Source organism: Atlantibacter sp. MEI4A-1023 (assembly GCF_056155425.1).
Genome location: NZ_CM149568.1, coordinates 4,162,305 through 4,188,888, shown reverse-complemented (window position 1 = coordinate 4,188,888; position 26,584 = coordinate 4,162,305). Strand labels below are relative to the sequence as shown.

The window sequence follows — 26,584 nt, the reverse complement described above, 5'->3', positions numbered from 1 at the left end:
CTGTTCAGGCATAGATAATGGCTTTAACCTGCCAGTTATCGGCTCGCGGATTTTCCTGCATCTGCACGATGCGATAATACGAAGCGCCCTGTTCATCGGCTTTCATCGCAATGACGCGTTCAACATCCTGGGGACTTCCCGAAACGCTGTTGACTGCAATCACGCCAATCTCATTCAGACCGGTTACCCGGTCAGCACTGACATCTTCCGCCGACTGCGCGGAGGTGGTGATCAGACCGGCAGACAACAGTAAAGACGTTAAGGCAATTGATCGTTTCATAGTCAGCTCCATTTCACATTACCCCGATGAGTAACAGGGCATTCCTTCGCGATGTGTTATCCCATCCATTCATAACGGCCCGGGATTAAGTGTGCACAGAAAACAATCAGCCGACGCAAAGCAATGTAAATTTTGCTAAATAAAACGATAAGTTAACGCGGTTTCTTATACAAAATCGCCTGGGAGTACCACTGGCCCGGCACCACCGTCTCATCGTTCAGCAAAATCTGGTAATAATCCGCTCCAGCGGCGACCGCTTTGGCCTTGATGGCGTTCTCACTGTCGCTGGGCGCGCCGCGCTCCATGACGCTCACCGTCCCCATGCGAATCAGGCCCTGGGTCTGTGAGCGCTGGATCTCCTGCGGCTGGTCCGTGACCGGAGGAGCCGGTTGCGGTGTTCCTTGTAGAGAACCGCACGCGGTAAGCAGCATCGCCAGTAATACCGGAAGTAATCTTTGCATTCGCATCTCTCGTTTCCTGACCCATTGAGTGTAGTGCCGTCTGTTTTTGAACCTACAGGGAAGGTTCCCATTTTGTTAGCTCACCCGCTTTTTTTCGGGCATCAAGATGTAAAAACGTAACCGGGTTCTCATCATGCTTTTTTATTAGGCCGGCCATACAAACTTGCGCCCCAAGCCGCGCCATGTCATATCTTGCCAATAACGAGAAAGGGGGACGAGATGATTGAGCTGGAAATGCGTCAATTCGCGGGTATCGAAACCGTGCATGCCACGCCGACGGGGAAAACGGCACAGCCGCTACCCACGGTGATTTTTTATCATGGTTTTACCTCGTCAAAATTAGTGTACAGCTATTTTGCGGTGGCCCTGGCGCAGGCGGGTTTTCGGGTAGTTATGCCCGATGCCGCCGAGCACGGCGCTCGTTTTAACGGTGATGCCCAGGGGCGAATGCTGCGCTTCTGGCAAATCCTGCATCAGAATATGACCGAATTCGCCGGGTTGCGTGATGCGCTGGTGGCAGAAAACTTAATTGCCGACCAGCGGCTCGGCGTGGGTGGGGCCTCGATGGGCGGCATGACCGCGCTGGGCATTATGACGCATCATCCAGACGTGAAATGCGTGGCGAGCCTGATGGGATCGGGTTTTTACACAACTCTCGCGCCTGTGCTCTTCCCGCCGTCATTTGAACTCACGCCGGAACGCCAGCGCCAGCTTGATGTGGTTATCGCGCCGCTGGCGGAATGGGACGTCACCAACCAGTTGGTGAAACTGGCGGACCGGCCCCTGCTGCTCTGGCACGGCGAAGAGGACGACGTGGTGCCCGCAGAAGAATCTTTCCGCCTGCAACGTGCGTTACAGGCGAAGCAGCTTGACGCATTGCTTACCTGTCAGTGGGAGCCTGGCGTCAAACACCGCATTACGCCCACTGCGCTGGACGCGACCGTGGCGTTTTTCACCCGGCACCTGGCATAAAAAAGCCCCCGGGACGGGGGCAAAATAACGTCAGTAACGTTGTCGTGGCATTATCGTTGTTCCCTGATGTTGGATATACGATAAATCGGTGTTGGTGCGTGAATCGACTCTACTGGCGGGCGAGCTGGATTGAGTCTTCCGTTGCGGATATCACGCTAAAATCTTGGTTAACTGACTGATCTGCTTTGCTATCATCGGCTGAATTATGATTAATGTAGACGACGCCTAAGCTATGCACATCATCCATACTTTGCGCCAGGTCGCGATCGACTTTAATGGCGGCAGCGGCATTCGCGGTCAGTATGAGTCCCGCGAAGACGGCGATAAGACTGTTTTTCATGATCTGCGCTCCACTACAGCACGCGATGAAACCGAAACCGTCACTCCTTAGTCGTAAGCAGCCTGTGTAGAATAAGTGTAATGGCTTATTGCTGATTAAAACGTGACCATTTCTGATGGAGTTACTCAAATTTTTTAAGCAACCCATAGCAATCTATTTTAATTCATTCGGTTAACCGCTTTTGGCCCCTTGTGCTACCGCGCTGCGTAATTATTTATCAATCAGCCTTGAGTTTAACGGGGCCCGCAAGTAGAATGACGCGTCAATTTTTCAGCCGCCCTTTAATCACGTTCCTTGCCTCCATGGGCCGCGGCTGACCCAGACAGGAGGCTGAATAATCCGTAAGGAGCAATTCGATGCGTCATTACGAAATCGTTTTTATGGTCCATCCTGACCAGAGCGAACAGGTTCCGGGTATGATCGAGCGTTACTCTGCTGCCATCACTGGTGCAGAAGGCAAGATCCACCGTCTGGAAGACTGGGGCCGCCGTCAGCTGGCTTACCCGATCAACAAACTGCACAAAGCTCACTACGTTCTGCTGAACGTTGAAGCCCCGCAGGAAGTGATCGATGAGCTGGAAACTACTTTCCGCTTCAACGATGCCGTTATTCGCAGCATGGTTATGCGTACTAAACACGCCGTGACTGAAGCATCTCCGATGGTTAAAGCGAAAGACGAGCGCCGCGAGCGTCGCGATGATTTCGCTAACGAAACCGCAGATGATGCTGATGCTGGGGATTCTGAAGAGTAATTCTGATGGCCAACCGTTTGGTGTTGTCCGGCACCGTGTGCAGGGCGCCCCTTCGAAAGGTCAGCCCATCAGGAATTCCTCACTGCCAGCTGGTGCTTGAGCATCGTTCTGTGCAAGAGGAAGCCGGTTTTAACCGGCAGGCGTGGTGCCAGATGCCCGTAATTATTAGCGGACACCAGAACCAGGCCATTACTCACAGTATAACGGTCGGCACGGTGATCACCGTTTCAGGTTTCATTAGCAGCCACAAGGCGCGCAATGGGCTGACAAAACTGGTGCTCCATGCCGAGCAGATTGAATTGATAGATTCTGGAGACTAGCCAAATGGCACGTTATTTCCGTCGTCGCAAGTTCTGCCGTTTCACCGCGGAAGGCGTTCAAGAGATCGACTATAAAGATATCGCTACGCTGAAAAACTACATCACCGAAAGCGGTAAGATTGTCCCGAGCCGTATCACCGGTACCCGTGCAAAATATCAGCGTCAGCTGGCACGCGCTATCAAACGCGCTCGCTACCTGTCCCTGCTGCCGTACACTGATCGTCATCAGTAATCGGTCACGGTCCATTAATACGACTTTGAGAGGATAAGGTAATGCAAGTTATTCTGCTTGATAAAGTAGCAAACCTGGGCAGCCTGGGTGATCAGGTTAACGTTAAAGCGGGCTACGCTCGTAACTTCCTGGTGCCACAGGGTAAAGCTGTTCCGGCTAACAAGAAAAACGTTGAGTTTTTCGAAGCACGTCGTGCTGAACTGGAAGCTAAACTGGCTGACGTTCTGTCCGCTGCTGAAGCGCGCGCTGAGAAAATCAACGCACTGGAATCCGTTACTATCGCGTCTAAAGCAGGCGACGAAGGTAAACTGTTCGGTTCCATCGGTACTCGCGACATCGCTGACGCTGTAACTGCAGCTGGCGTTGAAGTGGCTAAGAGCGAAGTTCGTCTGCCGAACGGCGTTCTGCGTACCACTGGCGAACACGAAGTGGACTTCCAGGTTCACAGCGAAGTGTTTGCTAAGCTGATCGTAAACGTGGTTGCTGAATAATTCGTTATTCGCATAAACGTGTAAAAACGCCGACGTAAGTCGGCGTTTTGCATTTCTGGCGGGTAAATCCCAATTCCGCCGTGCAGCCATTTTTGAGGGTGGCTATTCTCTGAACAATCATTGATAATAAACTGAAACGTTATTTTATCTTTGGTGAGTGGAATGGACGCTGTTTGCCCAACCCCTGTTTTTGCTCGTAAAAATGTCGCTTTCGCCTGTGCAACGCTGTGCTGTCTGCTGTGGGGAAGTTCCTACCCGGCGATTAAAAGCGGCTACGAAATTTTCCAGATCGCTACCGATGATATCCCGTCGAAAATAGTCTTTGCTGGCTACCGCTTCCTGTTCGCAGGGTTACTGCTGCTGCTCTTTGCAATGATGCAGCGCAAACCTATCGCCCGCCTGAATCCCCGTCAGTGCGGTCAACTGGCGATGCTGGGTTTAACCCAAACTACGCTCCAGTACACCTTCTTCTATATTGGGCTGGCCTTCACCACTGGCGTCAAGGGTTCAATCATGAACGCTACCGGCACGTTCTTTAGCGTACTGCTGGCGCACTTTATCTATCACAACGACAAGCTGAGCTATAACAAGGCCATCGGCTGCGTGCTGGGTTTTGCGGGTGTGATGATCGTAAACTTTAACGGCGGGATGAGTGATTTTAGCTTTAGCCTGATGGGCGACGGGTTTGTGGTGCTGGCGGCCTTTATCCTCTCCGCGTCGACCATGTACGGAAAGCGCATTTCGCAAACCGTCGATCCCACCGTGATGACCGGCTACCAGTTAGGTTTTGGCGGGCTGGTGCTGATTGTGATTGGCTATTTGACGGGCGGGACGCTGGAGGTTCACGGATTCGCCTCGGTGGCGATTTTAGGCTATCTGACGCTGCTGTCATCGGTCGCGTTTGCCCTGTGGAGCATTTTGCTGAAGTACAACCGCGTCAGCATGATCGCCCCGTTTAACTTTGTGGTGCCGGTAGCGGGCACCGCGTTATCTGCCGTTTTCCTGGCCGAAAACATTCTTGAGTGGAAATACGTGCTGGCGCTGATTCTGGTGTGCTCGGGCATCTGGTGGGTTAACAAGATGCCAAAAGGGAGTGACTAAGCACTCCCATCCCGTCAGCGGACGCGAATAAAACTGCCGTCCGGCTGGCGGGTAAACAGCACTTGTTTATCGTCGCCGATATCAATCGTTAAGCCTGTGACCACACCGCTCGCGTTCTGGCGAATCTGCACCATCTGGCCGGTTTGCAAGGTGCTGAGCGGTTTTCCATCCCCTTCAACCTGTGCCATGGCGTAAACGTCCGCTGGCGGCAAATTGTGGTCGCGGAACAGTTGCGCCATCGTTTTCCCTGACTCAACGCGGTAGCTGCGCCACTGCTGGTCGATATCGTTATTCTGGAACGGCTGCGGGGCGGATTCCACAGGCGCAGGCTCTGGCGTCTGCGTCGCCTGGGTCTGGGGCGGCGGGGTGGTCAGCTCGGCCTGCATCGGCGGCTGCGATGAGGGCTGAATATCGAGCCGGGCATCGCGCCTTACCTGGGTTTGCTCAGGCTGCGAAGCGGGCCAGAGAAAACAGATCACAATCACCAGCGCCGCAATAATAATGCCGCGACGATGAAAGGGGGGGAGCGGGTCCATCAGCCGAAAATGGTCCGGCGCGTGCCAAATCCGCGAAAGGGTGGGTTTGATTGCGAATCGTCCGGGCATGCTCTTCTCCTGCGCATTGTAAGGCGTGCGGCATTCTCCGCTTATAACCAGTATATATTGCTAACTGATTGATGGCGGTAACAATGTGGTCTTTCGTGACATCATACCTGCAATCCTGCGGACTTAAGGCATCAGTTTTAGTACCAAACCGATCTATCCCGCTAATGCAGGATCATTTTACCCTAAACACCAGGGCTGTTATGCTGCCCGCTACTTTTTATCAGCATGAAAGGAAAATCCATGACGACCCCTTCTTTTGACAGCATCGAATCCCAGGCAAGCTACGGCATTGGTTTGCAGGTTGGACAGCAACTGCGTGAATCCGGGCTGCAGGGTTTGCTGCCGGAAGCGCTGGTCGCGGGTCTGCGTGACGCACTGGATGGCAATCAACCTGCTGTGCCGGTCGATGTTGTGCACCGCGCACTGCGTGAGATCCACGAGCGCGCCGATGCGGTGCGTCGCGAGCGCCAGCAGGAGATGGCGGCGGACGGCCAGAAATACCTGGACGAAAACCGTGAACGTGAAGGTGTGAACAGCACTGAATCCGGCCTGCAATTCCGCGTCATCACCCAGGGTGAAGGCGCAATCCCGGCGCGTAAAGACCGCGTACGTGTGCATTACACCGGTAAACTGATTGACGGGACCGTGTTCGACAGCTCCGTGATGCGCGGCGAACCGGCTGAATTCCCGGTAAGCGGTGTGATCCCTGGCTGGATCGAAGCCCTGACCCTGATGCCGGTGGGCTCCAAATGGGAACTGACCATTCCGCAAAACCTGGCCTATGGCGAGCGTGGCGCGGGTGCATCAATCCCGCCGTTTAGCACTCTGATTTTCGAAGTAGAGTTACTGGAAATCCTGTAACCCCGCATATCACCCCCGTTTCGGCGGGGGTAAATAATGGAAATAATGATAATTGTGGTGCTTTCTCCTGACTGCGCTCCCGTTCCGGGTGTTTTCATGAGATGCTTTGCAAAGTAATAGTGATTTAACACTCATTTTCAACATTTAATTAACATAACGTTAAAATCGCAGTACTCAACCCTCCGATTGTTACCTAATATCGATGATGTTTTTGAGGGGCATCGTCACTTCATTATGCATTTACAGGCCATCAGAGCCTGAACAACACAGACAGGTACAGGAATTCAACATGGTAGATCAAGTCAAAGACGCAGACGTTGCTGAGGCACCGGCTGAGCAGTCGCTACGGCGTAATCTTACAAACCGCCATATCCAACTTATTGCCATCGGTGGCGCTATCGGCACCGGCTTATTCATGGGATCGGGCAAAACCATCAGCCTCGCAGGGCCGTCGATTATTTTCGTTTATATGATCATCGGTTTTATGTTGTTCTTTGTGATGCGCGCGATGGGGGAATTATTACTCTCTAATCTGGAATATAAATCGTTTAGCGATTTCGCCTCGGACCTGCTCGGGCCGTGGGCGGGCTATTTTACCGGCTGGACCTACTGGTTCTGCTGGGTGGTGACCGGGATGGCAGATGTCGTCGCGATTACCGCCTACGCCCAGTTCTGGTTCCCTGAGCTTTCCGACTGGGTATCGTCGCTGGCAGTGGTTCTGCTGCTGCTGGGCCTAAACCTCGCCACCGTGAAGATGTTCGGTGAGATGGAATTCTGGTTCGCGATGATCAAAATCGTCGCCATTGTGGCGCTGATTATTGTCGGTGTGGTGATGATTGCCACCCATTTCCAGTCGCCCACCGGCGTCGAAGCCTCGTTAGAACATCTGTGGAATGACGGCGGCTGGTTCCCGAAAGGCATTAGCGGTTTCTTTGCCGGGTTCCAGATAGCGGTATTCGCGTTTGTCGGTATTGAACTGGTAGGCACAACGGCGGCGGAAACCAAAGATCCTGAGAAATCGCTGCCGCGCGCCATCAACTCGATTCCGATTCGTATCATCATGTTCTACGTGTTTGCGCTGATCGTAATTATGTCAGTGACGCCGTGGAGCTCTGTGGTACCGGACAAGAGCCCGTTCGTTGAGCTGTTTGTGCTGGTGGGCCTGCCTGCCGCCGCGAGCGTGATTAACTTCGTGGTGCTGACGTCTGCGGCCTCGTCGGCCAACAGCGGCGTGTTCTCCACCAGCCGTATGCTGTTCGGCCTGGCGCAGGAAGGCGTGGCGCCGAAAGCGTTCGCCAAACTCTCTAAGCGCGCAGTACCGGCGAAAGGGCTGACCTTCTCCTGCATCTGTCTGCTGGGCGGCGTGGTCATGCTGTACGTGAACCCGAGCGTAATCGGCGCGTTCACCATGATCACCACGGTCTCGGCGATCCTGTTTATGTTCGTCTGGACTATCATCCTGTGTTCATACCTGGTGTACCGCAAACAGCGTCCGCACCTGCATGAGAAATCGATCTACAAAATGCCGCTTGGCAAGCTGATGTGCTGGGTGTGCATGGCGTTTTTCGTGTTCGTATTGGTGCTGCTGACGCTGGAAGATGATACCCGTCAGGCGCTGATCGTCACGCCGCTGTGGTTCATCGTGCTGGGGCTGGGCTGGTTGTTTATCGGCAAGAAACGTCTGGCGAATTTCCAGAAGTAAGACGAAAAAAAGGGCCATCAATGATGGCCCAATAAGGACTTCCGATGGCGCTCAGTGGGCGCCTTATTTTTCTCCAGCGAGGGCACGCGGAAAAAGAACATTGTTTTCCAGGCTGATGTGATTCATCAGATCGTCAATCAGCTCATTAATACCGTTGTACATTGCTTTCCATGTGGTGCAGGCTTCCGGCGGCGGCGTCACGTTGTTGGTGGTGTGCTTAATCACTTCCAGCAGTTCACCCGCTTCATCATGCTCGCTTTCCATTACCGTAATCGGCCCGGTGGCGTGGCTGCCCATCCCCTGTTTGATCATCGGGAACAGGATCTGCTCTTCTTTCATCATGTGGCTGGAAAGCTCTTCATGCAGCATGGTCAGGTATTTGGTCAGGCCTTTCGGCACGTTCGGCTTATCGGCATGAACGCGTTCCACTTTGGTGGCCTGGAAAATCAGTTCCGGCAGCTGCTCGCGATGGCGATCGTGATAACGCACAATGATGTGCTCGATGATGTCGGCCAGCGGCGCGGTACGCCACTCTTTTTCCAGCGGCTCGTCCGCCAGCGCGGTCAGTTCCGCTTCGAGGGTGTCGAGATCCAGCTCCTGGCGAGTCGCCGCGCGTAGCAGGGTCTGTTTGCCGCCACAGCAGAAGTCGAGATTGTATTTACGGAACAGAGCAGAAGCGCGGGGAATGGTTAAAGCCAGTTCACCTAAAGGTTGGTCACGGAAGGCCATAGCGGTTACCTCAATCATCAGAATATAAGATGCATATTAAATGCATCTTTTAGGGAAAGCTATAACCCTTTTGAGTCAGCCAAAAAAAACGGCGCAGTTTGCGCCGGTTTGCGATCACGATCCCGGTGTGACAGGAATGACGGTGGGCGACGATTTTTGCGGCTTTGCGCGTACTGCCAGCACCACGCCAATCACCAGCAGCAGAATGCCCAGCGCAGTAATGAGCGGCGGCAGGCTCTGGCGCATCAGGAAGGTGTAAAGCAGGCCGGCGAGCGTCTCAAATACGATCAGCGGTCCGAGGATCACCGTCGGCAACCGCTGGCTGGCTTCGTTCCAGCACAGCGCGCCCACCCAGGAGCACAGCACCGCAATGACGATCATCAGCGTGACAAACACCGCCGGGCGCGGGCCGAAGGGCAGGGCAAAAGAGGACGGCTGGTGGGAAAGCCACAGGCAAACCGCCACATAGCCAATCAGCGACATCGGCAGCGTGACCAGCCCCTGGGCGGTGGCCCACATCATCGGCGGTTTATCCGGGTTTTCGCGCAGCCAGCGGGCGTTACGCAGCGCGTACCACGCCCAGCACACCACCGACACCAGCGCCAGCGCAATCCCGCTGCCATAGCGCCAGAGATCGAAATCCACCACGCCGCCGCGCAGTTCGGCGTAATTCACCAGTATCAGGCCAATGGCGATAAGTAATAACGAAGGTGCGAGCTGCCGCCACGGAATTTTCCCGTCGCGCTGGCTATAAAGCAGATTGGCGAAGACCGGGATCACCACCGGCAGCGTGCCGATAATCATGGTGGAAACCGGCGCGCCGGTGCGCTGGATGGCGCTGGCGAGGCAGACGTAATAAATCAGGTTGCCGACGGCGGAGAGAAACAGCGCCGTCCACCAGTCGCGGGAGGAGAGCTGTCTCAGGCGACGGCGGCCCAGCCAGGCGATAGGGATGGCGATCAAACCGAGCGCCAGATAGCGGCCCGTCGATTGCAACGCCGCCGGGTATTCCGGCACGATCAGCGGCCCCACGAAAATCAGCCCCCACATTAACCCTGCGGCGAGGGCGAACAACACTCCAGCAAACATGACGCATTCCCGTTAAAACAGTGTAACGCCCAGTGTGAACAGCAACGCCTGAGAATTATTGTATGAGATTGCGCTTTTAGCCTCGGATGACCTGTTTCTGATAGCGCACCGGGGTGATGCCGTAGCGGCGGGTAAAGGCGCGCGTCAGATGAGACTGATCGCTGAGCCCGGTCGCAATCGCCACTTCTGCGGCAGGCATACCGGACGTCAAAAACTGCTTGGCGCGCCACAGCCGCACGGCCATCAGCATTTGATGGGGAGTGACGTGAAAATGCGCCTTGAACTGACGCAGGAAATGATACGGACTGAGCGCGGCCTCTTTTGCCAGCTCCTCCAGCCCCACGGCATGCATGTAATTATCGTAGACATAATCGCGCACCCGGTCGAAGCGGGTTTGCCGCGTGAGGATCTGCTTGCCGCCGTGACGGGCGTAAGGGCGGAAGGTATCAATAAGATCTAACACCAGGCCCTGCTGGGCCAGTGGATCGGGTTGGTGCCACAGATCGTAAATAATCCGCCCGGTCGCCTGGGCGCGCAGCGGGTCGTGGCGCTCTACTTCATTAAACCACCACTGTTTGACGCCGGTCATTTGCTCCAGCAGCGCCGGCTCGATATAGATCATCCGGTAGCGCCAGCCGCCGTGGGTCTCGGCCTCGCCGGTATGGAGTTCGTCCGGGTTCATCGTGACCAGCGAGTTTACCGCCGCGACATGATCGGCACCGCGATAGCGAAAACGCTCGGCTCCCCACTCAATAGTGCCGATACCAAAGGCTTCGTGGGTATGGGGTTCGAAAGCAAACTGGGCGATGTGGGCATGATAAAGCTCAACGCCCGGAATGGCGGCTAAATGCCGAAACCGGGCGCGATCTTGTTCATCGGTAAACTGTTCTGGTACACCTTGCACAACTCACCCCCTTTGACGGCATAGTGTTCATTATAGGGATGAGCCGTGGCATGGCTACGAAAATTAACCGCTAATTAACAATTACAGGATGGCTTTCAGGCTGTCATCAATAGAGGTGGTCGGGCGGCCAATCAGGCGGCTCAACTGGCGGCTGTCGTCAAACAGCCCGCCTTGAGATGCGCCAATGTCGGAATCCGCCAGCAGTCTGGCAAAGCCTTCCGGCAGGCCCGCGCCCTGCAATGCGGCAGCGAAATCCGCTTCGCTGAGGTTGTGATACACCACGGTTTTACCGGTCAGCGCGGAGATTTTTTCCGTCAGCTCCGCCAGCGTCCAGGCGCTGTCGCCCGCCAGCTCGTACACTTTTCCGGCCTGATTATCGAGGTTCAGCACTTTCGCGGCGGCCTCGGCATAATCTTCCCGGGAGGCGGAGGCGATTTTGCCCTCGCCAGCGCTGCCGATAAACGCGCCGTGCTCCAGCGCCGCCGGTACGCTCGCCATATAGTTTTCGCTATACCAGCCGTTACGCAGCAGTACGTAAGGTACGCCAGATTGCGCCAGATAGTTTTCAGTATCCACGTGCTCCACGTGCAGCCCCAGCGGCGAAGTATCCGCACGCAGCAGGCTGGTGTAGGCAATCAGTTTTACACAAGCGGATTTCGCCGCATCGATAATATTGCGATGCTGGACGGCACGTTGGCCCACTTCGCTGGATGAGATCAGCAGCAGTTTTTCCACGCCCTGTAGCGCCGATGCCAGCGCCGTTGGGTTGCCGTAATCCGCTTCACGAACCTGAACGCCTTTATCCGCCAGCGTCTGCGCTTTAGCCGGATTACGCACGATCGCCACAAGATCCTGTGCGTTATGGGTTTCCAGTAGGTGGTTAACGACCCGTTGGCCTAAATGACCGGTTGCGCCCGTGATGGCAATCATGAGGGACTCCTTCGTATTTGGTGAGTGTTGTGGCACACTATCACCCTAACTAACTTTTAGTAAGTACGCACAAAAAGGTAAGTATCAAAATGACGGCTGCGAATACCCTGACTCAACAGTTGCGCGACGGTAATCTGTTTGCGGAGCAATGCCCGTCCAGGGACGTGTTAAAGCACGTCACCAGCCGCTGGGGCGTACTAATCCTGGTGGCGCTGCGCGACGGCACCCATCGTTTTAGCGATTTGCGGCGCAAAATGGGTGGCGTCAGCGAAAAAATGCTGGCGCAGACCCTGCAATGGCTGGAACAGGACGGCTTTGTTAACCGGGTTGCTTACCCGGTCGTGCCGCCCCATGTGGAATACAGCCTGACGCCGCTGGGCGAAGACGTGAGCGAGAAAGTCGCGGCGTTGGCCGACTGGATTGAAATGAATTTACCGCAGGTGATGGCGTCCCGTCAGGAACGGGACGCCAGCGCGGCTTAACGGGCGTTCAGATCGAGCTGATACAGCGCAAAGCCAATCTCATCATTACCGACGTTTTTCATCGGATATTGCGTTTTTTGCTGAATAAACGCGGCGGCTTTTTCGCCCGGCGAGGTTTCGAAGCGGATATCCAGCGGCTCATCGCTGTGGATCGGCGCCAGACGCCAGTTGTTATCCGCCGCCGGATGAATTTCTCCGGCCTGTTTAGTCTGCGCGCCAATCCAGGCGGCCAGCACCGAACGGTTCTCATCCGGTGAGGCGAAGGCGATATGAGCGTCGCCAGTCCCGGCAAACTTGCCGCCGTAAGCGCGGTAATTATTGGTCGCGACCAGGAAAATCGCGTTCGGGTCGACAGACTTGCCGTTAAAGGTCAGCCCCTTAATCCGTTCAGCGTGAGGATTTACCACCTGGCATTCGCCGTCGTATTTCGCGGGCTGGGTGACATCAATCTGGTAATTCACCCCGTCGATCACATCGAAGTTATAGGTGCGGAAGCCATCCCAGTTAATCAGGCTCTGGGGCTGGCTGTTATTCACATCGATCTGGTTAAACTGCCCGGCGGAGCATTCCAGCCACTCTTTGACCTCTTTACCGCTGGCTTTGACCACCACCAGCGTATTCGGGTAAAGATAGAGGTCGGCGGCGTTACGGAAGGTGAGCTGGCCTTTTTCCACTTCCACATAGCTCGCCGGATCGTTTTTACGCCCGCCCACTTTGAACGGCGCGGCGGCAGAAAGCACCGGCAGCGACGCCAGATCCGGATCGCCCTGAATAAAGTGCTCAACATAGGCGCGCTGGGCGTTATTTACCACCTGAACGGTCGGATCGTCCTGCACCAGCGCCAGGTAGCTGTAGAGATTATCGGCGGATTTGCCGATTGGCTGGCTGACGAAATCGCGCGTAGCGTCGTGGGAAGGCTTCAGGACCTTCACCAGATCGGCGTCTTCCGTCGCCAGGGATTTTTTCGCTGCGGCGTCGTAAATGGGCCGCGCCTGGGCTTTCGCCTCATTGACCTGCCATTTGCCGGCATCATTATTCAGCACCATGTCCACTACGCCCAGGTGATCGCCCCACATGCCGGGCATCACCGCAGGAATACCGTTCAGGGTGCCTTTCTCAATATCTGCCCCTTTGATGGCGGCAAAATCTTTACCGGGGAATACCGCGTGAGCGTGACCAAACAGGATGGCATCTACGCCGGGCACGTCGCTTAAGTAGTACACCGAGTTTTCTGCCAGCGCTTTGTACGGCTCGGCAGACAGCCCCGAGTGCGCTACCACCACCACCAGATCGGCCCCTTTGGCGCGCATTTCCGGGATATGACGGCGAGCGGTCTCGGTGATATCGGTAACGGTGACCTTGCCGCTCAGGTTGGCTTTATCCCAGGTCATAATCTGCGGTGGCACAAAACCGATATAACCAATTTTCAGGGTATGAGTTTTGCCCTCGCGATCTTTCACCTCGGTGGGTTGAATCAAATACGGCGTAAACAGCGGCTTATTGGTTTTGGCGTCGATAACGTTGGCGTTAACGTAGGGGTAGTTCGCCCCCGCCAGCGCGTTGTGCAGGTAATCGAGGCCGTAGTTGAATTCGTGGTTGCCGAGGTTGCCGACAGCGTAATCCAGGGTATTCATCGCCGCGAAGACCGGGTGCACATCGCCCTGTTTTAACCCCTTCGCCGCCATGTAATCGCCCAGCGGGCTGCCCTGAATCAGATCGCCGTTATCCACCAGCACGCTGTTGGTCGCTTCGCCACGGGCGGCGTTAATCAACGAGGCGGTACGCACCAGGCCGAATTTTTCCGTCGGGGCATCTTTGTAATAATCGAAATCCATCATGTTGCTATGTAAATCAGTGGTTTCGAGAATTCTTAAATTGACCGTTGCCGCATAGACGTTGGCCGTCACAAGCGTCGCCAGGAGCGTTGCGCTAAACTTAATCATCATCAAGGTCCCTTTTTAAGATCTCTGTTGCAAAAAGATATGTATGTATAGGCTGTTGCTTACAGAAATGTGAATCCTGCCATAAATCGGTGTAAGGAAAACCAGGCTCTATCACAGATGGCGGAATCAGACGCAATGCTATATAAAAAGTCATCAGGTAAAACAAAGGGTTAATCAGCGGCAGAAAATGCCTGTCGCTCACAACGAGGTGGAAGATGTTAGAACAGGTATGCCAGTTGGCGCGCGAGGCGGGAAACGCCATTATGCAGGTCTATCAGGGCGAAAAGCCGATTGACGCAACCCATAAAATTGACGATTCCCCGGTCACGGCGGCAGACATTGCCGCCCATAAAATTATCGTTGCAGGATTGAATACGTTGACGCCGGATATTCCGGTGTTGTCTGAAGAAGATCCGCCCGCATGGGAAATTCGTCAGCACTGGCAGCGTTACTGGCTGGTGGACCCACTGGACGGCACCAAAGAGTTCCTGAAGCGCAACGGCGAGTTTACCGTCAATATCGCGTTGATCGAAAGCGGGAAGCCGGTACTGGGCGTGGTGTACGCGCCGGTGATGAAGGTGATGTACAGCGCCGCCGAAGGTAAAGCGTGGAAAGAGGAGTGCGATATTCGCAATCAAATCCACGTGCGCGACGCCAGGCCGCCGCTGGTGGTGATCAGCCGTTCGCATACCGATGATGAGCTGAAAGAGTATTTGCAGCAGTTAGGCGAGCACCAAACCACGTCCATCGGTTCATCGCTTAAATTCTGCCTGGTGGCGGAAGGGCAGGCGCAGCTTTATCCGCGTTTCGGGCCGACCTGCATCTGGGATACCGCTGCGGGGCATGCGGTGGCAGTAGCGGCCGGGGCGCACGTTCACGACTGGAAGGGCGTCACGCTGGATTACACCCCGCGCGAGTCGTTCCTGAACCCCGGCTTCAGAGTTTCTATTTACTAAGCAACTGTTGCAGCAGGCTCATCACCTGCTGCACTTCCTGCTGGGTCAGCCCGCCGTCTTTCGCGAACTGCACCCGTCCCTGTTTATCCAGCACCACTACCGCTGAACTTTCCGGCTCCAGCGCCCAAGATTTGGCGACCACGCCATCGCTATCAACAATGAACTGCGACCACGGATACAGCTTTTTGTTGTCCTCCAGGCTGCTGCGCACAAACATCGCGCTACCGGGGATCGCATCGTCGGTATTTACAATGGTGGTGGTTTGATAGGTGTCATGAGGCAGTTTGGCGTTTTTGATGGCTTCAATCAGTCCGGCGTTCTTTTCTTTGGCGGAGGTGCGTCCGGCAATATGCTGCACCACTCGCACTTTTCCACTTAACTGCGCGCTGTTCCAGGTTTTGTAGCTAAACTTATCGTTAGTAAGAATCAATTCGCCACGGTCAGATACGCCGACCGGCGGGACGCGTTGATTATCCTGAAAATTGTGTGCCGATGCCATTAATGGCAGCAGTAGTGTCGCGAGCGTCACGGCTTTGCGAAGGGTCATTGTTCGACTCCATATTGTTGTTGTAAGCAGGTGATCGGACCACCTGGTCCCGACGTTTAAAGCATATGTGCTAAATCCCGCATTCACCCGCAACCTTGATGCCAGTTTGCGGGCGGACGCACATATCCTGAAGAAAATCGCGCTTTATACTGCCTTTTATGAGCAACTGAAAAGAAAACTCTTAAAAAGTGTAATAAAACGGTAAATAAACTTAACCACACTGTGTCACCTGACCAATCTGGTCTATAGTCATCTGGCAACAAAATTTGCGCCTTATCCATGACGGTCCGATTGTGGAACCGCCGGGGCGTAACACTAAGCAGGAGTAGAAAAAAGTGAAAATATTCCAACGTTATAACCCCCTTCAGGTGGCTAAATACGTGAAGATCCTGTTCCGTGGACGGTTATATATCAAGGACGTAGGCGCTTTCGAGTTTGACAAGGGCAAGATCCTTGTCCCGAAAGTGAAGGACAAACAGCATTTCTCTGTGATGTCCGAAGTGAACCGTCAGGTTATGCGTCTCCAGACTGAGATGGCTTAACCCTTTAAGTCGTACGTGAGTATTACCTGTGCAGTAATCAAAACGGCCCCGATGGGGCCGTTAGTGTTTCTGGAGGTCAGGAAGCGGGAGTTTCTTCCGGCTTGCGGGGAACCAGCACGGTAGGCTTGTTATCAATGCGCGTCACCAGCAACTGGTCGATGCGGTAGTTATCAATATCGACCACCTCGAACTTATAGCCGGAGAACTTCACTGAGTCGGTGCGTTTCGGGATTTTACGCAGCATAAACATCATAAAGCCGCCGATGGTCTCGTAGTTGCCGGACTGCGGGAACTCATCAATATCCAGCACACGCATCACGTCATCAATCGGCGTTCCGCCGTCAATCAGCCACGAGTTCTCGTCACGCGCGACGATTTGCTCTTCCAGCCCCTGGCCGACTAAATCGCCCATCAGTGTGGTCATCACGTCGTTCAGCGTGATAAGGCCTACTACCAACGCGTATTCGTTCATGATCACCGCGAAGTCTTCCCCGGCGGTTTTAAAGCTTTCCAGCGCTTCAGAAAGGGTCAGCGTGTCAGGAACAATCAGCGTATTGCGGATTTGCACGCCGCTGTTCAGCGCCAGGCTCTGGTTGCCCAGCACCCGGTTCAGCAGTTCTTTGGAGTCAACATAGCCGACGATATGGTCGATATCGTCATTACACACCAGGAATTTGGAATGGGGATGTTCGGCGATTTTGCTCTTCAGGCTCTGCTCATCTTCATGCAGATCGAACCAGACGATGTTTTCGCGCGAGGTCATTGACGACGGCACGGTGCGCGATTCCAGCTCAAACACGTTTTCGATCAGTTCATGTTCCTGTTTACGCAGCACCCCGGCCAGCGCCCCGGCTTCTACCACGGCGTAAATATCATCAGAGGTGATATCGTCTTTGCGCACCATCGGCAGTTTGAAGATGCGGAAAATCACGTTGGCAAGACCGTTAAAGAACCACACCAGCGGGCGGAACACAAACAGACAGAAGCGCATCGGGTTGATGATACGCAAAGCAATCACTTCAGGCGCAATCATACCGATGCGTTTCGGCGTCAGGTCGGCGATTAAAATAAACGCGCCGGTGACCAGCGAGAACGACATAATAAAGCTCAGTTGTTCCGCCAGTTCAGGGGACACTAAGCCGTCAAATATTTTGTGAAAGGCCGGTGAAAATGCCGCATCACCGACAATACCGCCAAGGATCGCCACCGCATTAAGGCCAATCTGCACCACGGTGAAGAACATGCCTGGGTTTTCCTGCATCTTCAACACGCGCATGGCGTTGATGTTGCCTTCATCGGCCATCAGTTTAAGTTTTATCTTGCGGGAGGCGGCAAGCGAGATCTCAGAAAGCGAGAAAAACGCACTGACGCCGATGAGACAAAGTATTAATAAAATACTGTTTAACATAGTTTATCCAGCCTGAGCCGGATCCTCGAAAGGGAAGTGAAAAATCCATTGAAAATAACATGATAAATTCCGGTCTCACCCTGGAGCGAGGCCGGAATTTCACCGCCTAGTATAGCAGCAGCCGCAACCGGGCTGCCAGTGGAAGCGGTTTTGCCTTAATAATCGAAGGGTTAAGCCGCTTTATTGGGCATGGCGGTTTTATCCTGCAAGGCATAATCGGGGTGGGTTTTGACGGATATCGGGCGCGCCTGAATGTAACGCATCACCGCCATGATTATAAAAAGCAACAACAGCAGAATGGCCCAAAACAGCAACTGGGCTCCGGGTGCGGCGCGCAAAAATTCATTCTTTACCGCGTCATGAAAATCGGGGTTGATCAGTGCCGTGACGGAAAAATAGAGCTTACGAATAACGTCATTATCTCCGCCTGCCATAAAGAGGATGCCGTAGGCCCATTGCACGACAGCGCCCACGCCTGTCCAGAGTACCGATAAGTAAATAACGCGTCCTGTCCGGGTACGGTAGTGGCGTTTTACGTACAAAAAGGCGGACAGAAAACCCGTCAGCACCATAACGGCAATGAATACCAGCGTTAGGCTGAAATACATCATGGCCTCCGATACTGCCTGCATCAGCGCAGCTGAGTCATGAATATAAGTTTTGTTATACAGGGTTCTTAAAAATTGTGAGTCTGTAAAAAAGGCCAGCAACAATCCAAAGGTAATGGACAGCAGCGCGATAAGTGTTTGCTTCAAAAAGAGGGTTCTTGAGGCGTTATTGTAGATAAGCGTAGATGCGACACGATTGATATGATTAAGAAACACAAACGACATCAGGGCGGTAACCATAAAAGCGACCAGAATAAATGTAGTACCAAAAAGTAAATCATACATTTGATCGACACTGATACTGTTAATGTCCTGCTCAACGTGCGGCATCACATTATCGATAAGTGAGGTAATGTCATCCGTCATCCATGAAAATATTCTGGCGATGACCCAGGAAATGGCCACCATAAAACCACTATCAATATGTTGCCATATATCAGCCGTCGTCAGATTATTTACGCGCTTTTCCACAGGGGGATGAAAGGAAAAAAGCGTTTGGCGTCTTGCTTTCTTTAGTGAAAGTTGAGAGATCAGCGCGCTTCGATATCCTTCCTGAGCTGCGACTTCATCAGTCAGCAATTCGCGAGTGCGAATAAAGTGCCGAATAATAAGTAAATTCACAATCAGAATAAAAATATCATCGTCAACGTTGATCAATGCGCGCGGGATCATTAAAACAAAATTATATAAAATGCTCTGGCCCTGCGCTGTCATTGTCGGCATGGCAGTGAAAAATTGTGACCAGAAGTAGAGTTGAATGGCAATAATATTGAATATTGTGAGTGCGGCAAAAGCGTAAAACAGGTAAAGGGGAAAGGTGATAAACAAAATATCTTTCTGTTTTATATGGGCGCATTCATGCGCGATAATACCATCGATGTTTTCCTGTTTGTTGAAAGCAATGCATAACCCTTTTTCCGCGACCACGCGCGGGTGAAAATTGTGATACGTGTAGTACGCATTTTTGCCAATGGTTGAGGCCATCAGCAGGGGAACTGTCTTGCCCATAATGCCACGAATGATCAGCGCGCAGTGGCTGAAGAAGTTAGCGTCTTGCTCATCGTTGGCGTTAACACGGTACCGTTGGTCACGCCGATAAGCGCTCACCATATATAAAACCAGGGCAAGCAGTAATAACAAACCACAATCAAACCAGGGAAGTAAGGGATCGTCAATGCCGGGATAGAAAACCAGGCTAAGGTTGTTAACGGGCCCATTGCCATAATAAAAATAAGCCAGCATAGAAAGGATAATTAACCCCTGGCCGAGGCGGGTTTCGTCGTAAAAAGACAACTGATTTATTTTGCGCATACTTTACCTCTCAGGAGGCGTAAGTAACCTCAGGGCAATCGCATCCGCGATGCTGTCCGCTAATTCCCCGGAGAGTTTTTTCTTGCGGCAAACCGCCAGGACAATTTTTCTGACCTCAGCGGGGGAATATTTGACCTGGGCAGTCACGCCTTTTTCTGATGAAAACAGGACCTTTTTAAGCTGCTCCAGCGTCATGGCGCTTAATCCATGCAAAATGTCGGGCGCGATAATGGCGATAACATATTTTATTATCGGGAAAAGTTGGTTTGCCAGATACTGAACGGCATCGCCAACGTCGAATGCGCCAGCCATATCCTGATGGAGTTTAGCATTCAGTGAATTATCAATAATATCGCCTAAATAGCGGTATTCAGCAGGCTCATTTTCTTTAATAATCTGGGCAACAACTTCCCACGCTAACGAATCCTGGGCGCTGATTTTCATAAGATACCCCATGAGCGCAATGGCTCATTATTCTATATAACACGCCAGCCAGTTACGGTATCAACCTAAGGTTGTATCTTAAAGTGAAGCGGGTTATTTCCGGGTAATCAAATGTTAACGCCGCTTTATTTGTAGAAAGAGGGAGAAGCGGCGGATAAAAAAGTGTATGGGCCTGAAATAACAGGCCCATAGATGATTCAGGAAGTGCGCGGTGGCAAACACACCCCAATTCCACCAATCCCACAGTAACCATAAGGGTTTTTGTGAAGATATTGTTGATGCTCGTCTTCGGCGTAGTAGAACGGTTTGGCGCTGGCGATTTCGGTGGTAATGGGGCGCTCGTCGCCTTTTTCCGCCATCGCTTTCTGGAAGCGCGCCAGGCTGGCCCGGGCGGCGCTGTCCTGTTCCGGCGTCAGCGGGTAAATCGCCGAGCGGTACTGCGTCCCCATATCGTTACCCTGGCGCATGCCCTGCGCGGGGTCGTGGTTCTCCCAGAACACCTGGAGCAATTGTTCATAGCTAATGATCTGCGGATCGTACACCACGCGCACCGCTTCAGTATGGCCAGTTTTACCGGTACAGACTTCCCGGTAGGTCGGGTTCAGCGTATAGCCGCCAGAATAACCCGCCGCCGTGCTGTAAACCCCTGGCAAACGCCAGAACACGCGCTCAACACCCCAAAAGCAGCCCATGGCAAAAATGGCGATCTCCATGCCATCCGGCACATTGGTCATCGAATGTTCGTTAACGGCATGCAGCGCAGCAACCGGCATTGGCGTGCTGCGGCCTGGCAGAGCCAGATCCGGGTCAATCAGGTGCTTTTTATCAAAAAAATTCATCGTAGCGTCTCCCTTAGGTGGGGGAAAAAGCAACAGCCTCGCTAAGGTTGTCACACGGCGTGTCTTTGCACACAATACAGTTGATAAATACGTCTAGATTTAAACATAAGAAATATTTGGGTTGTCGTCTCTTTTTCAATTCCCGATATGCGGGAATTTTCATCAAGCCGCGGAGCGGCACTACGTTTCCTTCCAGGGGTGGGAAAAAGGAAATTCAGGAGAAAACGTGCCACGATTCCGTCTCTATTTCTGCGCCAGTTTTATGCTGGCCTCCGCCGCCGCGAGCGCGGCGAACGTGCGTCTACAAGTGGAAGGCCTGTCTGGCGAACTGGAAAAAAACGTTCGCGCTCAACTATCTACAATACAAAGTGATGAAGTTACGCCTGACCGGCAATTCCGTGCGCGCGTCGATGACGCCATTCGAAATGGGCTTAAAGCGCTCGGGTATTACGAGCCGACAATCGATTTTGATCTGCGTCCACCGCCGCCAAAAGGGCGCCAGGTTTTGATCGCCAAAGTGTCGCCTGGGGTGCCGGTTCGTATAGGCGGGACCGATGTGATCCTGCGTGGCGGCGCGCGTACCGATCGCGACTATCTCGACCTGCTCAACACCCGTCCAGCCATCGGAACGGTGCTCGATCATGGTGACTACGACAATTTTAAGAAAAGTCTCACCCGCGTTTCGTTGAGAAAAGGCTACTTCGACAGCGAATTTACGAAGAGCCAGTTAGGGGTTTCTCTCGAACGTCATCAGGCATTTTGGAACATCGATTACAACAGCGGCGAACGCTATCGTTTTGGACCGGTGACCTTCGAAGGGTCGCAAATCCGCGAAGAGTATTTGCAAAGCCTGGTGCCGTTCGAGCAGGGCGATTATTACCAGTCTAAAGACCTGGCGGAACTGAACCGCCGGCTTTCCGCCACCGGATGGTTTAACTCTGTGGTGGTCGCGCCGGAATTCGATAAGGCCCGTCAGACCAAAGTGCTGCCGCTGCACGGCGTACTCTCGCCGCGTATCCAGAACCGGATTGAAACCGGGGTCGGTTATTCCACCGATGTGGGCCCACGCGTTAAAGCCACCTGGCACAAGCCCTGGATTAACTCTTACGGCCACAGCTTCACCACCAGCACCAGTATCTCTGCACCGGAACAGCAGCTCGACTTCAGCTACAAAGTCCCGTTGCTGAAAAACCCAATCGAACAGTATTACCTGGTGCAGGGCGGCTTTAAGCGTACCGATCTCAACGATACCGAGGCCGATTCCACCACCCTGGCGGTGTCGCGCTACTGGGATTTGTCGAGCGGCTGGCAGCGCGCCATCAACCTGCGCTGGAGTCTCGACCACTTTACCCAGGCGGATGTCACTAACACCACCATGCTGCTTTATCCTGGCGTAATGATCAGCCGCACCCGCTCGCGCGGTGGGCTGATGCCGACCTGGGGCGATTCCCAGCGCTATTCGGTGGACTATTCCAACACGGCCTGGGGTTCAGACGTCGACTTTGTGGTGGTACAGGCGCAAAACGTCTGGATCCGCACCCTTTACGATCGTCACCGCTTTGTGGCGCGCGGCAATCTGGGCTGGATTGAAACCGGCGATTTCGACAAAGTCCCGCCGGACCTGCGTTTCTTCGCGGGCGGCGACCGCAGTATTCGCGGTTATAAGTACAAATCTATTTCGCCGGAGAATGACGACGGCAAACTCACCGGGGCCTCCAAACTGGCTACCGGCTCGCTGGAATACCAGTACAACGTTACCGGAAAATGGTGGGGGGCGATGTTCGTGGATTCCGGCGAGGCGGTGAATGATATTCGCCGCAGCGATTTCAAAACCGGCGCGGGTGTCGGGGTGCGCTGGCAGTCGCCCGTCGGCCCGGTCAAACTCGATTTCGCGGTGCCGATTGGCGATAAAGAAGAACACGGGTTGCAGTTCTACATCGGTTTGGGGCCAGAATTATGAGTTTATGGAAGAAGATCACCCTTGCCGTGGTGCTGTTTCTGGTGGTGCTGCTCGGGATTGTTGGTTTTTTAGTCGGGACGACCACCGGCCTGCATATCGTCTTCAAAGCGGCTGACCGCTGGGTGCCAGGGCTGGAGATTGGCAGCGTGACCGGCGGCTGGCGCGATCTGTCGATCAAAAATCTGCGTTATGAGCAGCCTGGCGTCAACGTGATGGCAGGCGAAGTTCACCTCGCTGTGAAGCTGGCCTGCCTGCGCGACAGCAGCCTGTGCGTGAACGCCCTGGCGTTACGCGATATCAACGTGGTTATCGATACCGAGAAAATGCCACCCGCGGCTCAGGTAGAAGAAGAGGATAACGGTCCGCTCGATCTCTCAACGCCTTATCCCATCACGCTCAGCAGCGTGACGCTGAATAACGTCAATATCCGTATTGATGACACCACGGTATCAGTAATGGATTTTGCGTCTGGCCTTAACTGGCAGGAACGTAACTTGACGCTGACGCCGACGACCTTACAAGGGCTGCTTATCGCGCTGCCAAAGGTCGCCAAAGTAGCGCAGGAAGAGGTAGTTGAGCCGAAGATAGAGAACCCGCAGCCGGATGAGCTGCCGCTGGGTGAGACGCTCAAACAGCTTTTCTCTAAACCGGTGCTGCCGGAAATGACCGACGTCCATTTGCCGCTGAACCTGACTATCCAGTCATTCCGCGGCGAGCAACTGCGTTTGACGGGCGATACTGACGTCACTATCAACGCGATGCTGTTGAAAGTCAGCAGCGTAGATGGCCTCGCCACCCTCGATGCGCTGGATATCGATTCCACCCAGGGAACGGTGAACGCCACCGGACGCGCCGAGCTGCGTAATAACTGGCCGGTGGATATCACGCTCAACAGCACCCTGAACGTCGATCCGATTAAAGGCGAAAAGGTCAAAATTAAAGTCGGCGGCGCGCTACGCGAGCAGTTGGAGTTTGGCGTTAACCTGTCCGGCCCGGTTGACCTGGTACTGCGCGGCCAGACGCGGCTGGCGGAAGCGGGCCTGCCGTTGAATCTGGATATCACCAGCGAACAGCTGTATTGGCCGTTTACCGGTGAAAAGCAATATCAGGCGGACGATCTCAAGCTCAAGCTGACCGGGAAGATGACTGACTATACCCTCAGCTTCCGCACGGCGGTGAAGGGCGCGGATATTCCCCCGGCGACCATTACCCTTGATGCCAAAGGCAACGAGCAGAACATCAATCTGGATAAGCTGAAAGTCGCGGCGCTGGAAGGCACTACTGAAGTAAAGGCACTGCTCGACTGGCAGCAGGCCATCAGCTGGCGCGGCGAGCTGACCCTCAATAAAATCAACACCGCCAAAACCTGGCCGGACTGGCCGGCGAAGCTGGATGGCTTAGTGAAACTGCGCGGTAGCCTGTACGGCGGTAGCTGGCAGGTGAACGTGCCGGAAATCAAGCTGGCGGGCAACGTCAAACAGAACGCCGTGAAGGTTGATGGTCAGATCCAGGGCAACAGTTATATGCAGTGGGTGATCCCCGGCCTGCATGTGGCCCTGGGGCGCAATACCGCTGACATTAAAGGCGAACTGGGCGTAAAAGATCTGGAACTGGACGCCAACATCGATGCGCCGAATCTGGATAACGCCCTGCCGGGTTTAGGCGGTACAGCCAAAGGCCTGGTGAAGATCCGTGGCACGGTGGAAGCGCCGCAGGTGCTGGCGGATATTACCGCACGCAATCTGCGCTGGCAGGAACTGTCGATTGCCCAGGTGCGGGTAGATGGCGACATCAAATCCACCGACCAGATTGGTGGCACCCTGGATGTCCGGGTTGAACGCATTTACCAGCCGGGGCTGACTATCGCGCTGGCAACGATTAACGCCAAAGGCAGCGAAAAGGATCATCAACTGGCGCTGCGGGTACAGGGCGATCCGGTTTCCGGGCAGCTTAATCTGAAGGGCAGTTTCGATCGCGCGGAGCAACGCTGGCGCGGCACGCTGGAAAACACCCGCTTTGAAACGCCGGTCGGCCCCTGGTCGCAAACCCGTGCCATTGCGCTGGATTACCGGGGCCAGGAGCAGAAAATCAATATCGGCCCACACTGCTGGACTAACCCGAATGCGCAACTGTGTCTGCCACAGGCTGTGGATGCCGGGGCGGCAGGCCATGCGGTGGTGGACCTCAACCGCTTTGACCTGGCGATGGTGAAGCAATTTTTACCGCCGGAAACCCAGGCGAGCGGCGTATTCACCGGCAAAGCTGATGTCACATGGGACACCACCAAAGCAGGGTTGCCGCAGGGCAGCGTGACGCTGGATGGACGCGGTGTCCGGGTTACGCAAATTGTTAACGGCAATGCGCTGCCGGTGGCCTTTGATACCCTGAGCCTGAACGCCGCCCTGCGTAATAATGAGGCGGAGCTGGGCTGGCTGCTGCGCCTGGCGGGTAACGGCCAGTTTGACGGTAAAGTGCAAATCGCAGATCCGCAAAACCGCCGCGACTTGTCCGGCAACGTCAACATCCGCAACTTCTCGCTGGCGATGGTTAACGCTATCTTCTCGCGCGGTGAAAAAGCGGCAGGGCTGTTAAATGCCAATCTGCGGCTGGGTGGCAACGCGGCGCAGCCGCAACTCTTCGGGCAGTTACAGCTGACCGGCGTGGATATCGACGGCAACTTTATGCCGTTCGATATGCAGCCAAGCCAGCTTTCTATGGCGTTTAACGGCATGAGCTCCACGCTACAGGGCGTGGTGAATACGCGGCGCGGGCAAATCAATCTCAACGGCGACGCCGACTGGAGCCAGATTGATAACTGGCGCGCGCGGGTGGCGGCAAAGGGTGATAAAGTCCGCATTAGCGTGCCGCCGATGGTGCGGCTGGACGTCTCGCCGGATGTGGTGCTGGAGGCGACGCCAAGCCTGATTACCCTGGATGGCCGGGTCGATGTGCCCTGGGCGCGCATCGTGGTGCATGAGCTGCCGGAAAGCGCAGTCGACGTTTCCAGTGATGAAGTGATGCTGGATGCGCAGCTTAAACCGGAAAGCGCGCCGACGGCAGCTATCCCCATCAACAGCAATCTGATCGTGCATGTCGGCAACAACGTGCGGATGGACGCCTTCGGGTTACGGGCGCGTCTGACCGGCGATCTGAAAGTGGCGCAGGATAAACAGGGGCTGGGCTTAAACGGCCAGGTCAATATTCCGGAAGGGCGGTTCCGCGCTTACGGCCAGGACCTGATCGTGCGTAAAGGCGAACTGCTGTTCTCCGGCCCGCCAGATCAGCCGCTCCTGAATATAGAGGCAATCCGAAATCCTGAGGCCACGGAGAATGATGTCACAGCCGGCGTACGCGTTACCGGCACCCCGGATGAGCCTAAAGTTGAGGTGTTCTCTGACCCGGCAATGTCGCAACAAGAGGCTTTGTCGTATCTATTGCGCGGTCAGGGGCTTGAGAGCGGGCAGAGCGATAGCGAAGCCATGACGTCAATGCTGGTTGGCCTGGGGGTTGCACAAAGTGGGCAGGTTGTGGGTAAAATCGGCGAGACGTTTGGCGTCAGCAATTTGGCGCTGGATACCCAGGGGGTTGGCGACTCCTCGCAAGTAGTGGTCAGCGGCTATGTACTGCCGGGTCTGCAGGTGAAATATGGCGTAGGTATCTTTGATTCGCTGGCGACGCTTACGCTGCGTTATCGTCTGATGCCTAAGCTATATCTGGAAGCGGTGTCTGGCGTAGATCAGGCACTCGATTTGCTCTATCAGTTCGAGTTTTAGCA

At 54.3% G+C, this 26,584-nt stretch carries 27 protein-coding genes; 13 read left to right on the top strand and 14 right to left on the bottom strand.

Features of this window, described 5'->3' with window-relative positions:
* Nucleotides 1-4 precede the first annotated feature (4 nt).
* Both ACVV26_RS19885 and bsmA read right to left on the bottom strand, forming a co-directional pair.
* Entirely contained in the window at nucleotides 5-280 is a 276-nt protein-coding gene (locus ACVV26_RS19885; RefSeq protein ID WP_312983857.1) for a YdgH/BhsA/McbA family protein, read from the bottom strand.
* Nucleotides 281-432: 152 nt separating this feature from the next.
* A complete protein-coding gene (gene bsmA / locus ACVV26_RS19880; protein WP_312983855.1) occupies nucleotides 433-747 on the bottom strand; it encodes a biofilm peroxide resistance protein BsmA in 315 nt (104 codons plus the stop codon).
* Between the two features lie 213 nt (nucleotides 748-960).
* Here bsmA and yjfP point away from each other — a divergent pair, with 213 nt between their 5' ends.
* The gene (yjfP, locus tag ACVV26_RS19875; RefSeq protein ID WP_474798988.1) at nucleotides 961-1,713 is read left to right on the top strand and encodes an esterase; all 753 of its coding nucleotides are present in this window, start codon (nucleotides 961-963) and stop codon (nucleotides 1,711-1,713) included.
* A 109-nt stretch (nucleotides 1,714-1,822) separates the two neighbouring features.
* Here the strand turns inward: yjfP and ACVV26_RS19870 are convergent, their stop codons facing one another.
* Nucleotides 1,823-2,053 carry a hypothetical protein gene (locus ACVV26_RS19870; RefSeq protein WP_312983851.1) on the bottom strand — a complete coding sequence of 77 codons (231 nt, stop codon included), beginning with the start codon at nucleotides 2,051-2,053 and terminating at the stop codon, nucleotides 1,823-1,825.
* A gap of 356 nt (nucleotides 2,054-2,409) precedes the next feature.
* Between ACVV26_RS19870 and rpsF the strand changes: the two genes are divergently transcribed.
* The 5 genes from rpsF to ACVV26_RS19845 all read left to right on the top strand — a co-directional run bounded on the left by rpsF (nucleotide 2,410) and on the right by ACVV26_RS19845 (nucleotide 4,949).
* A complete protein-coding gene (gene rpsF, locus ACVV26_RS19865; protein WP_044181355.1) occupies nucleotides 2,410-2,805 on the top strand; it encodes a 30S ribosomal protein S6 in 396 nt (131 codons plus the stop codon).
* Nucleotides 2,806-2,810: 5 nt separating this feature from the next.
* Nucleotides 2,811-3,125, top strand: a complete 315-nt coding sequence (gene priB / locus ACVV26_RS19860) for a primosomal replication protein N (RefSeq protein ID WP_125294181.1) — start codon at nucleotides 2,811-2,813, stop codon at nucleotides 3,123-3,125.
* Between the two features lie 4 nt (nucleotides 3,126-3,129).
* The gene (gene rpsR, locus ACVV26_RS19855; RefSeq protein WP_000135199.1) at nucleotides 3,130-3,357 is read left to right on the top strand and encodes a 30S ribosomal protein S18; all 228 of its coding nucleotides are present in this window, start codon (nucleotides 3,130-3,132) and stop codon (nucleotides 3,355-3,357) included.
* A 41-nt stretch (nucleotides 3,358-3,398) separates the two neighbouring features.
* The gene (gene rplI / locus ACVV26_RS19850; protein WP_312983848.1) at nucleotides 3,399-3,848 is read left to right on the top strand and encodes a 50S ribosomal protein L9; all 450 of its coding nucleotides are present in this window, start codon (nucleotides 3,399-3,401) and stop codon (nucleotides 3,846-3,848) included.
* A 162-nt stretch (nucleotides 3,849-4,010) separates the two neighbouring features.
* The gene (locus ACVV26_RS19845) at nucleotides 4,011-4,949 is read left to right on the top strand and encodes a DMT family transporter (protein ID WP_474798987.1); all 939 of its coding nucleotides are present in this window, start codon (nucleotides 4,011-4,013) and stop codon (nucleotides 4,947-4,949) included.
* A 14-nt stretch (nucleotides 4,950-4,963) separates the two neighbouring features.
* Here ACVV26_RS19845 and ACVV26_RS19840 read toward each other — a convergent pair whose 3' ends face one another.
* Entirely contained in the window at nucleotides 4,964-5,554 is a 591-nt protein-coding gene (locus ACVV26_RS19840) for a LysM-like peptidoglycan-binding domain-containing protein (RefSeq protein ID WP_474798986.1), read from the bottom strand.
* A gap of 240 nt (nucleotides 5,555-5,794) precedes the next feature.
* Between ACVV26_RS19840 and bamJ the strand changes: the two genes are divergently transcribed.
* Nucleotides 5,795-6,415 carry a BamJ family beta-barrel-assembly machinery protein gene (gene bamJ, locus ACVV26_RS19835; RefSeq protein ID WP_474798985.1) on the top strand — a complete coding sequence of 207 codons (621 nt, stop codon included), beginning with the start codon at nucleotides 5,795-5,797 and terminating at the stop codon, nucleotides 6,413-6,415.
* Nucleotides 6,416-6,704: 289 nt separating this feature from the next.
* The gene (gene cycA, locus ACVV26_RS19830) at nucleotides 6,705-8,117 is read left to right on the top strand and encodes a D-serine/D-alanine/glycine transporter (RefSeq protein WP_312983840.1); all 1,413 of its coding nucleotides are present in this window, start codon (nucleotides 6,705-6,707) and stop codon (nucleotides 8,115-8,117) included.
* Nucleotides 8,118-8,180: 63 nt separating this feature from the next.
* Here cycA and ytfE read toward each other — a convergent pair whose 3' ends face one another.
* The 4 genes from ytfE to ACVV26_RS19810 all read right to left on the bottom strand — a co-directional run bounded on the left by ytfE (nucleotide 8,181) and on the right by ACVV26_RS19810 (nucleotide 11,769).
* Nucleotides 8,181-8,846: an iron-sulfur cluster repair protein YtfE gene (gene ytfE / locus ACVV26_RS19825; protein ID WP_474798983.1), complete on the bottom strand. Its 666-nt coding sequence runs from the start codon at nucleotides 8,844-8,846 to the stop codon at nucleotides 8,181-8,183.
* Between the two features lie 114 nt (nucleotides 8,847-8,960).
* Nucleotides 8,961-9,935: a DMT family transporter gene (locus tag ACVV26_RS19820; RefSeq protein ID WP_474798982.1), complete on the bottom strand. Its 975-nt coding sequence runs from the start codon at nucleotides 9,933-9,935 to the stop codon at nucleotides 8,961-8,963.
* A 76-nt stretch (nucleotides 9,936-10,011) separates the two neighbouring features.
* Nucleotides 10,012-10,839 (bottom strand): helix-turn-helix domain-containing protein, encoded by an 828-nt coding sequence (locus ACVV26_RS19815; protein WP_474798981.1) that lies wholly within the window; start codon nucleotides 10,837-10,839, stop codon nucleotides 10,012-10,014.
* An 81-nt stretch (nucleotides 10,840-10,920) separates the two neighbouring features.
* Nucleotides 10,921-11,769: an SDR family oxidoreductase gene (locus ACVV26_RS19810; RefSeq protein ID WP_474798980.1), complete on the bottom strand. Its 849-nt coding sequence runs from the start codon at nucleotides 11,767-11,769 to the stop codon at nucleotides 10,921-10,923.
* A gap of 89 nt (nucleotides 11,770-11,858) precedes the next feature.
* Here ACVV26_RS19810 and ACVV26_RS19805 point away from each other — a divergent pair, with 89 nt between their 5' ends.
* Nucleotides 11,859-12,251: a winged helix-turn-helix transcriptional regulator gene (locus tag ACVV26_RS19805; protein ID WP_312983830.1), complete on the top strand. Its 393-nt coding sequence runs from the start codon at nucleotides 11,859-11,861 to the stop codon at nucleotides 12,249-12,251.
* On the opposite strand, the gene ACVV26_RS19800 is transcribed toward ACVV26_RS19805, so the two are convergent.
* Nucleotides 12,248-14,194, bottom strand: coding sequence for a bifunctional 2',3'-cyclic-nucleotide 2'-phosphodiesterase/3'-nucleotidase (locus tag ACVV26_RS19800; protein ID WP_474801933.1), 1,947 nt, complete (start codon nucleotides 14,192-14,194; stop codon nucleotides 12,248-12,250). The two genes, ACVV26_RS19805 and ACVV26_RS19800, sit on opposite strands and share 4 nt — an antisense overlap.
* Nucleotides 14,195-14,409: 215 nt before the next feature.
* On the opposite strand from ACVV26_RS19800, the gene cysQ reads away from it, so the two are divergent.
* Complete coding sequence (cysQ, locus tag ACVV26_RS19795; protein ID WP_474798979.1) at nucleotides 14,410-15,150, top strand: 3'(2'),5'-bisphosphate nucleotidase CysQ; 741 nt, start codon at nucleotides 14,410-14,412, stop codon at nucleotides 15,148-15,150.
* Here the strand turns inward: cysQ and ACVV26_RS19790 are convergent.
* Entirely contained in the window at nucleotides 15,140-15,697 is a 558-nt protein-coding gene (locus ACVV26_RS19790; protein WP_474798978.1) for a YtfJ family protein, read from the bottom strand. The genes cysQ and ACVV26_RS19790 overlap by 11 nt on opposite strands.
* A 335-nt stretch (nucleotides 15,698-16,032) precedes the next feature.
* Between ACVV26_RS19790 and ACVV26_RS19785 the strand changes: the two genes are divergently transcribed.
* A complete protein-coding gene (locus tag ACVV26_RS19785; protein ID WP_032616223.1) occupies nucleotides 16,033-16,239 on the top strand; it encodes a DUF1107 domain-containing protein in 207 nt (68 codons plus the stop codon).
* Nucleotides 16,240-16,315: 76 nt separating this feature from the next.
* On the opposite strand, the gene paeA is transcribed toward ACVV26_RS19785, so the two are convergent.
* From paeA to msrA, 4 genes are all read right to left on the bottom strand, one after another.
* On the bottom strand, nucleotides 16,316-17,647 hold the full coding sequence (paeA, locus tag ACVV26_RS19780; RefSeq protein ID WP_474798976.1) for a polyamine export protein PaeA: 1,332 nt from the start codon (nucleotides 17,645-17,647) through the stop codon (nucleotides 16,316-16,318).
* 170 nt (nucleotides 17,648-17,817) lie between these two features.
* The gene (locus ACVV26_RS19775) at nucleotides 17,818-19,566 is read right to left on the bottom strand and encodes a M48 family metalloprotease (protein WP_474798975.1); all 1,749 of its coding nucleotides are present in this window, start codon (nucleotides 19,564-19,566) and stop codon (nucleotides 17,818-17,820) included.
* A gap of 3 nt (nucleotides 19,567-19,569) precedes the next feature.
* Nucleotides 19,570-20,010 carry a hypothetical protein gene (locus ACVV26_RS19770; protein WP_474798973.1) on the bottom strand — a complete coding sequence of 147 codons (441 nt, stop codon included), beginning with the start codon at nucleotides 20,008-20,010 and terminating at the stop codon, nucleotides 19,570-19,572.
* Nucleotides 20,011-20,207: 197 nt separating this feature from the next.
* A complete protein-coding gene (msrA, locus tag ACVV26_RS19765; protein ID WP_474798972.1) occupies nucleotides 20,208-20,849 on the bottom strand; it encodes a peptide-methionine (S)-S-oxide reductase MsrA in 642 nt (213 codons plus the stop codon).
* 262 nt (nucleotides 20,850-21,111) lie between these two features.
* Between msrA and tamA the strand changes: the two genes are divergently transcribed.
* Nucleotides 21,112-22,809 carry an autotransporter assembly complex protein TamA gene (gene tamA / locus ACVV26_RS19760; RefSeq protein ID WP_474801930.1) on the top strand — a complete coding sequence of 566 codons (1,698 nt, stop codon included), beginning with the start codon at nucleotides 21,112-21,114 and terminating at the stop codon, nucleotides 22,807-22,809.
* On the top strand, nucleotides 22,806-26,582 hold the full coding sequence (tamB, locus tag ACVV26_RS19755; RefSeq protein WP_474798971.1) for an autotransporter assembly complex protein TamB: 3,777 nt from the start codon (nucleotides 22,806-22,808) through the stop codon (nucleotides 26,580-26,582). The genes tamA and tamB overlap by 4 nt, the downstream gene beginning before the upstream one ends.
* The last annotated feature ends 2 nt before the right edge of the window (nucleotides 26,583-26,584 follow it).

What these genes read in the sequence shown, in the direction of transcription:
- ACVV26_RS19885 (WP_312983857.1), bottom strand. Translation starts at nt 280, where the DNA reads ATGAAACGATCAATTGCCTTAACGTCTTTACTGTTGTCTGCCGGTCTG.
- bsmA (WP_312983855.1), bottom strand. Translation starts at nt 747, where the DNA reads ATGCGAATGCAAAGATTACTTCCGGTATTACTGGCGATGCTGCTTACC.
- yjfP (WP_474798988.1), top strand. Translation starts at nt 961, where the DNA reads ATGATTGAGCTGGAAATGCGTCAATTCGCGGGTATCGAAACCGTGCAT.
- ACVV26_RS19870 (WP_312983851.1), bottom strand. Translation starts at nt 2,053, where the DNA reads ATGAAAAACAGTCTTATCGCCGTCTTCGCGGGACTCATACTGACCGCG.
- rpsF (WP_044181355.1), top strand. Translation starts at nt 2,410, where the DNA reads ATGCGTCATTACGAAATCGTTTTTATGGTCCATCCTGACCAGAGCGAA.
- priB (WP_125294181.1), top strand. Translation starts at nt 2,811, where the DNA reads ATGGCCAACCGTTTGGTGTTGTCCGGCACCGTGTGCAGGGCGCCCCTT.
- rpsR (WP_000135199.1), top strand. Translation starts at nt 3,130, where the DNA reads ATGGCACGTTATTTCCGTCGTCGCAAGTTCTGCCGTTTCACCGCGGAA.
- rplI (WP_312983848.1), top strand. Translation starts at nt 3,399, where the DNA reads ATGCAAGTTATTCTGCTTGATAAAGTAGCAAACCTGGGCAGCCTGGGT.
- ACVV26_RS19845 (WP_474798987.1), top strand. Translation starts at nt 4,011, where the DNA reads ATGGACGCTGTTTGCCCAACCCCTGTTTTTGCTCGTAAAAATGTCGCT.
- ACVV26_RS19840 (WP_474798986.1), bottom strand. Translation starts at nt 5,554, where the DNA reads ATGCCCGGACGATTCGCAATCAAACCCACCCTTTCGCGGATTTGGCAC.
- bamJ (WP_474798985.1), top strand. Translation starts at nt 5,795, where the DNA reads ATGACGACCCCTTCTTTTGACAGCATCGAATCCCAGGCAAGCTACGGC.
- cycA (WP_312983840.1), top strand. Translation starts at nt 6,705, where the DNA reads ATGGTAGATCAAGTCAAAGACGCAGACGTTGCTGAGGCACCGGCTGAG.
- ytfE (WP_474798983.1), bottom strand. Translation starts at nt 8,846, where the DNA reads ATGGCCTTCCGTGACCAACCTTTAGGTGAACTGGCTTTAACCATTCCC.
- ACVV26_RS19820 (WP_474798982.1), bottom strand. Translation starts at nt 9,935, where the DNA reads ATGTTTGCTGGAGTGTTGTTCGCCCTCGCCGCAGGGTTAATGTGGGGG.
- ACVV26_RS19810 (WP_474798980.1), bottom strand. Translation starts at nt 11,769, where the DNA reads ATGATTGCCATCACGGGCGCAACCGGTCATTTAGGCCAACGGGTCGTT.
- ACVV26_RS19805 (WP_312983830.1), top strand. Translation starts at nt 11,859, where the DNA reads ATGACGGCTGCGAATACCCTGACTCAACAGTTGCGCGACGGTAATCTG.
- ACVV26_RS19800 (WP_474801933.1), bottom strand. Translation starts at nt 14,194, where the DNA reads ATGATTAAGTTTAGCGCAACGCTCCTGGCGACGCTTGTGACGGCCAAC.
- cysQ (WP_474798979.1), top strand. Translation starts at nt 14,410, where the DNA reads ATGTTAGAACAGGTATGCCAGTTGGCGCGCGAGGCGGGAAACGCCATT.
- ACVV26_RS19790 (WP_474798978.1), bottom strand. Translation starts at nt 15,697, where the DNA reads ATGACCCTTCGCAAAGCCGTGACGCTCGCGACACTACTGCTGCCATTA.
- paeA (WP_474798976.1), bottom strand. Translation starts at nt 17,647, where the DNA reads ATGTTAAACAGTATTTTATTAATACTTTGTCTCATCGGCGTCAGTGCG.
- ACVV26_RS19775 (WP_474798975.1), bottom strand. Translation starts at nt 19,566, where the DNA reads ATGCGCAAAATAAATCAGTTGTCTTTTTACGACGAAACCCGCCTCGGC.
- ACVV26_RS19770 (WP_474798973.1), bottom strand. Translation starts at nt 20,010, where the DNA reads ATGAAAATCAGCGCCCAGGATTCGTTAGCGTGGGAAGTTGTTGCCCAG.
- msrA (WP_474798972.1), bottom strand. Translation starts at nt 20,849, where the DNA reads ATGAATTTTTTTGATAAAAAGCACCTGATTGACCCGGATCTGGCTCTG.
- tamA (WP_474801930.1), top strand. Translation starts at nt 21,112, where the DNA reads ATGCTGGCCTCCGCCGCCGCGAGCGCGGCGAACGTGCGTCTACAAGTG.
- tamB (WP_474798971.1), top strand. Translation starts at nt 22,806, where the DNA reads ATGAGTTTATGGAAGAAGATCACCCTTGCCGTGGTGCTGTTTCTGGTG.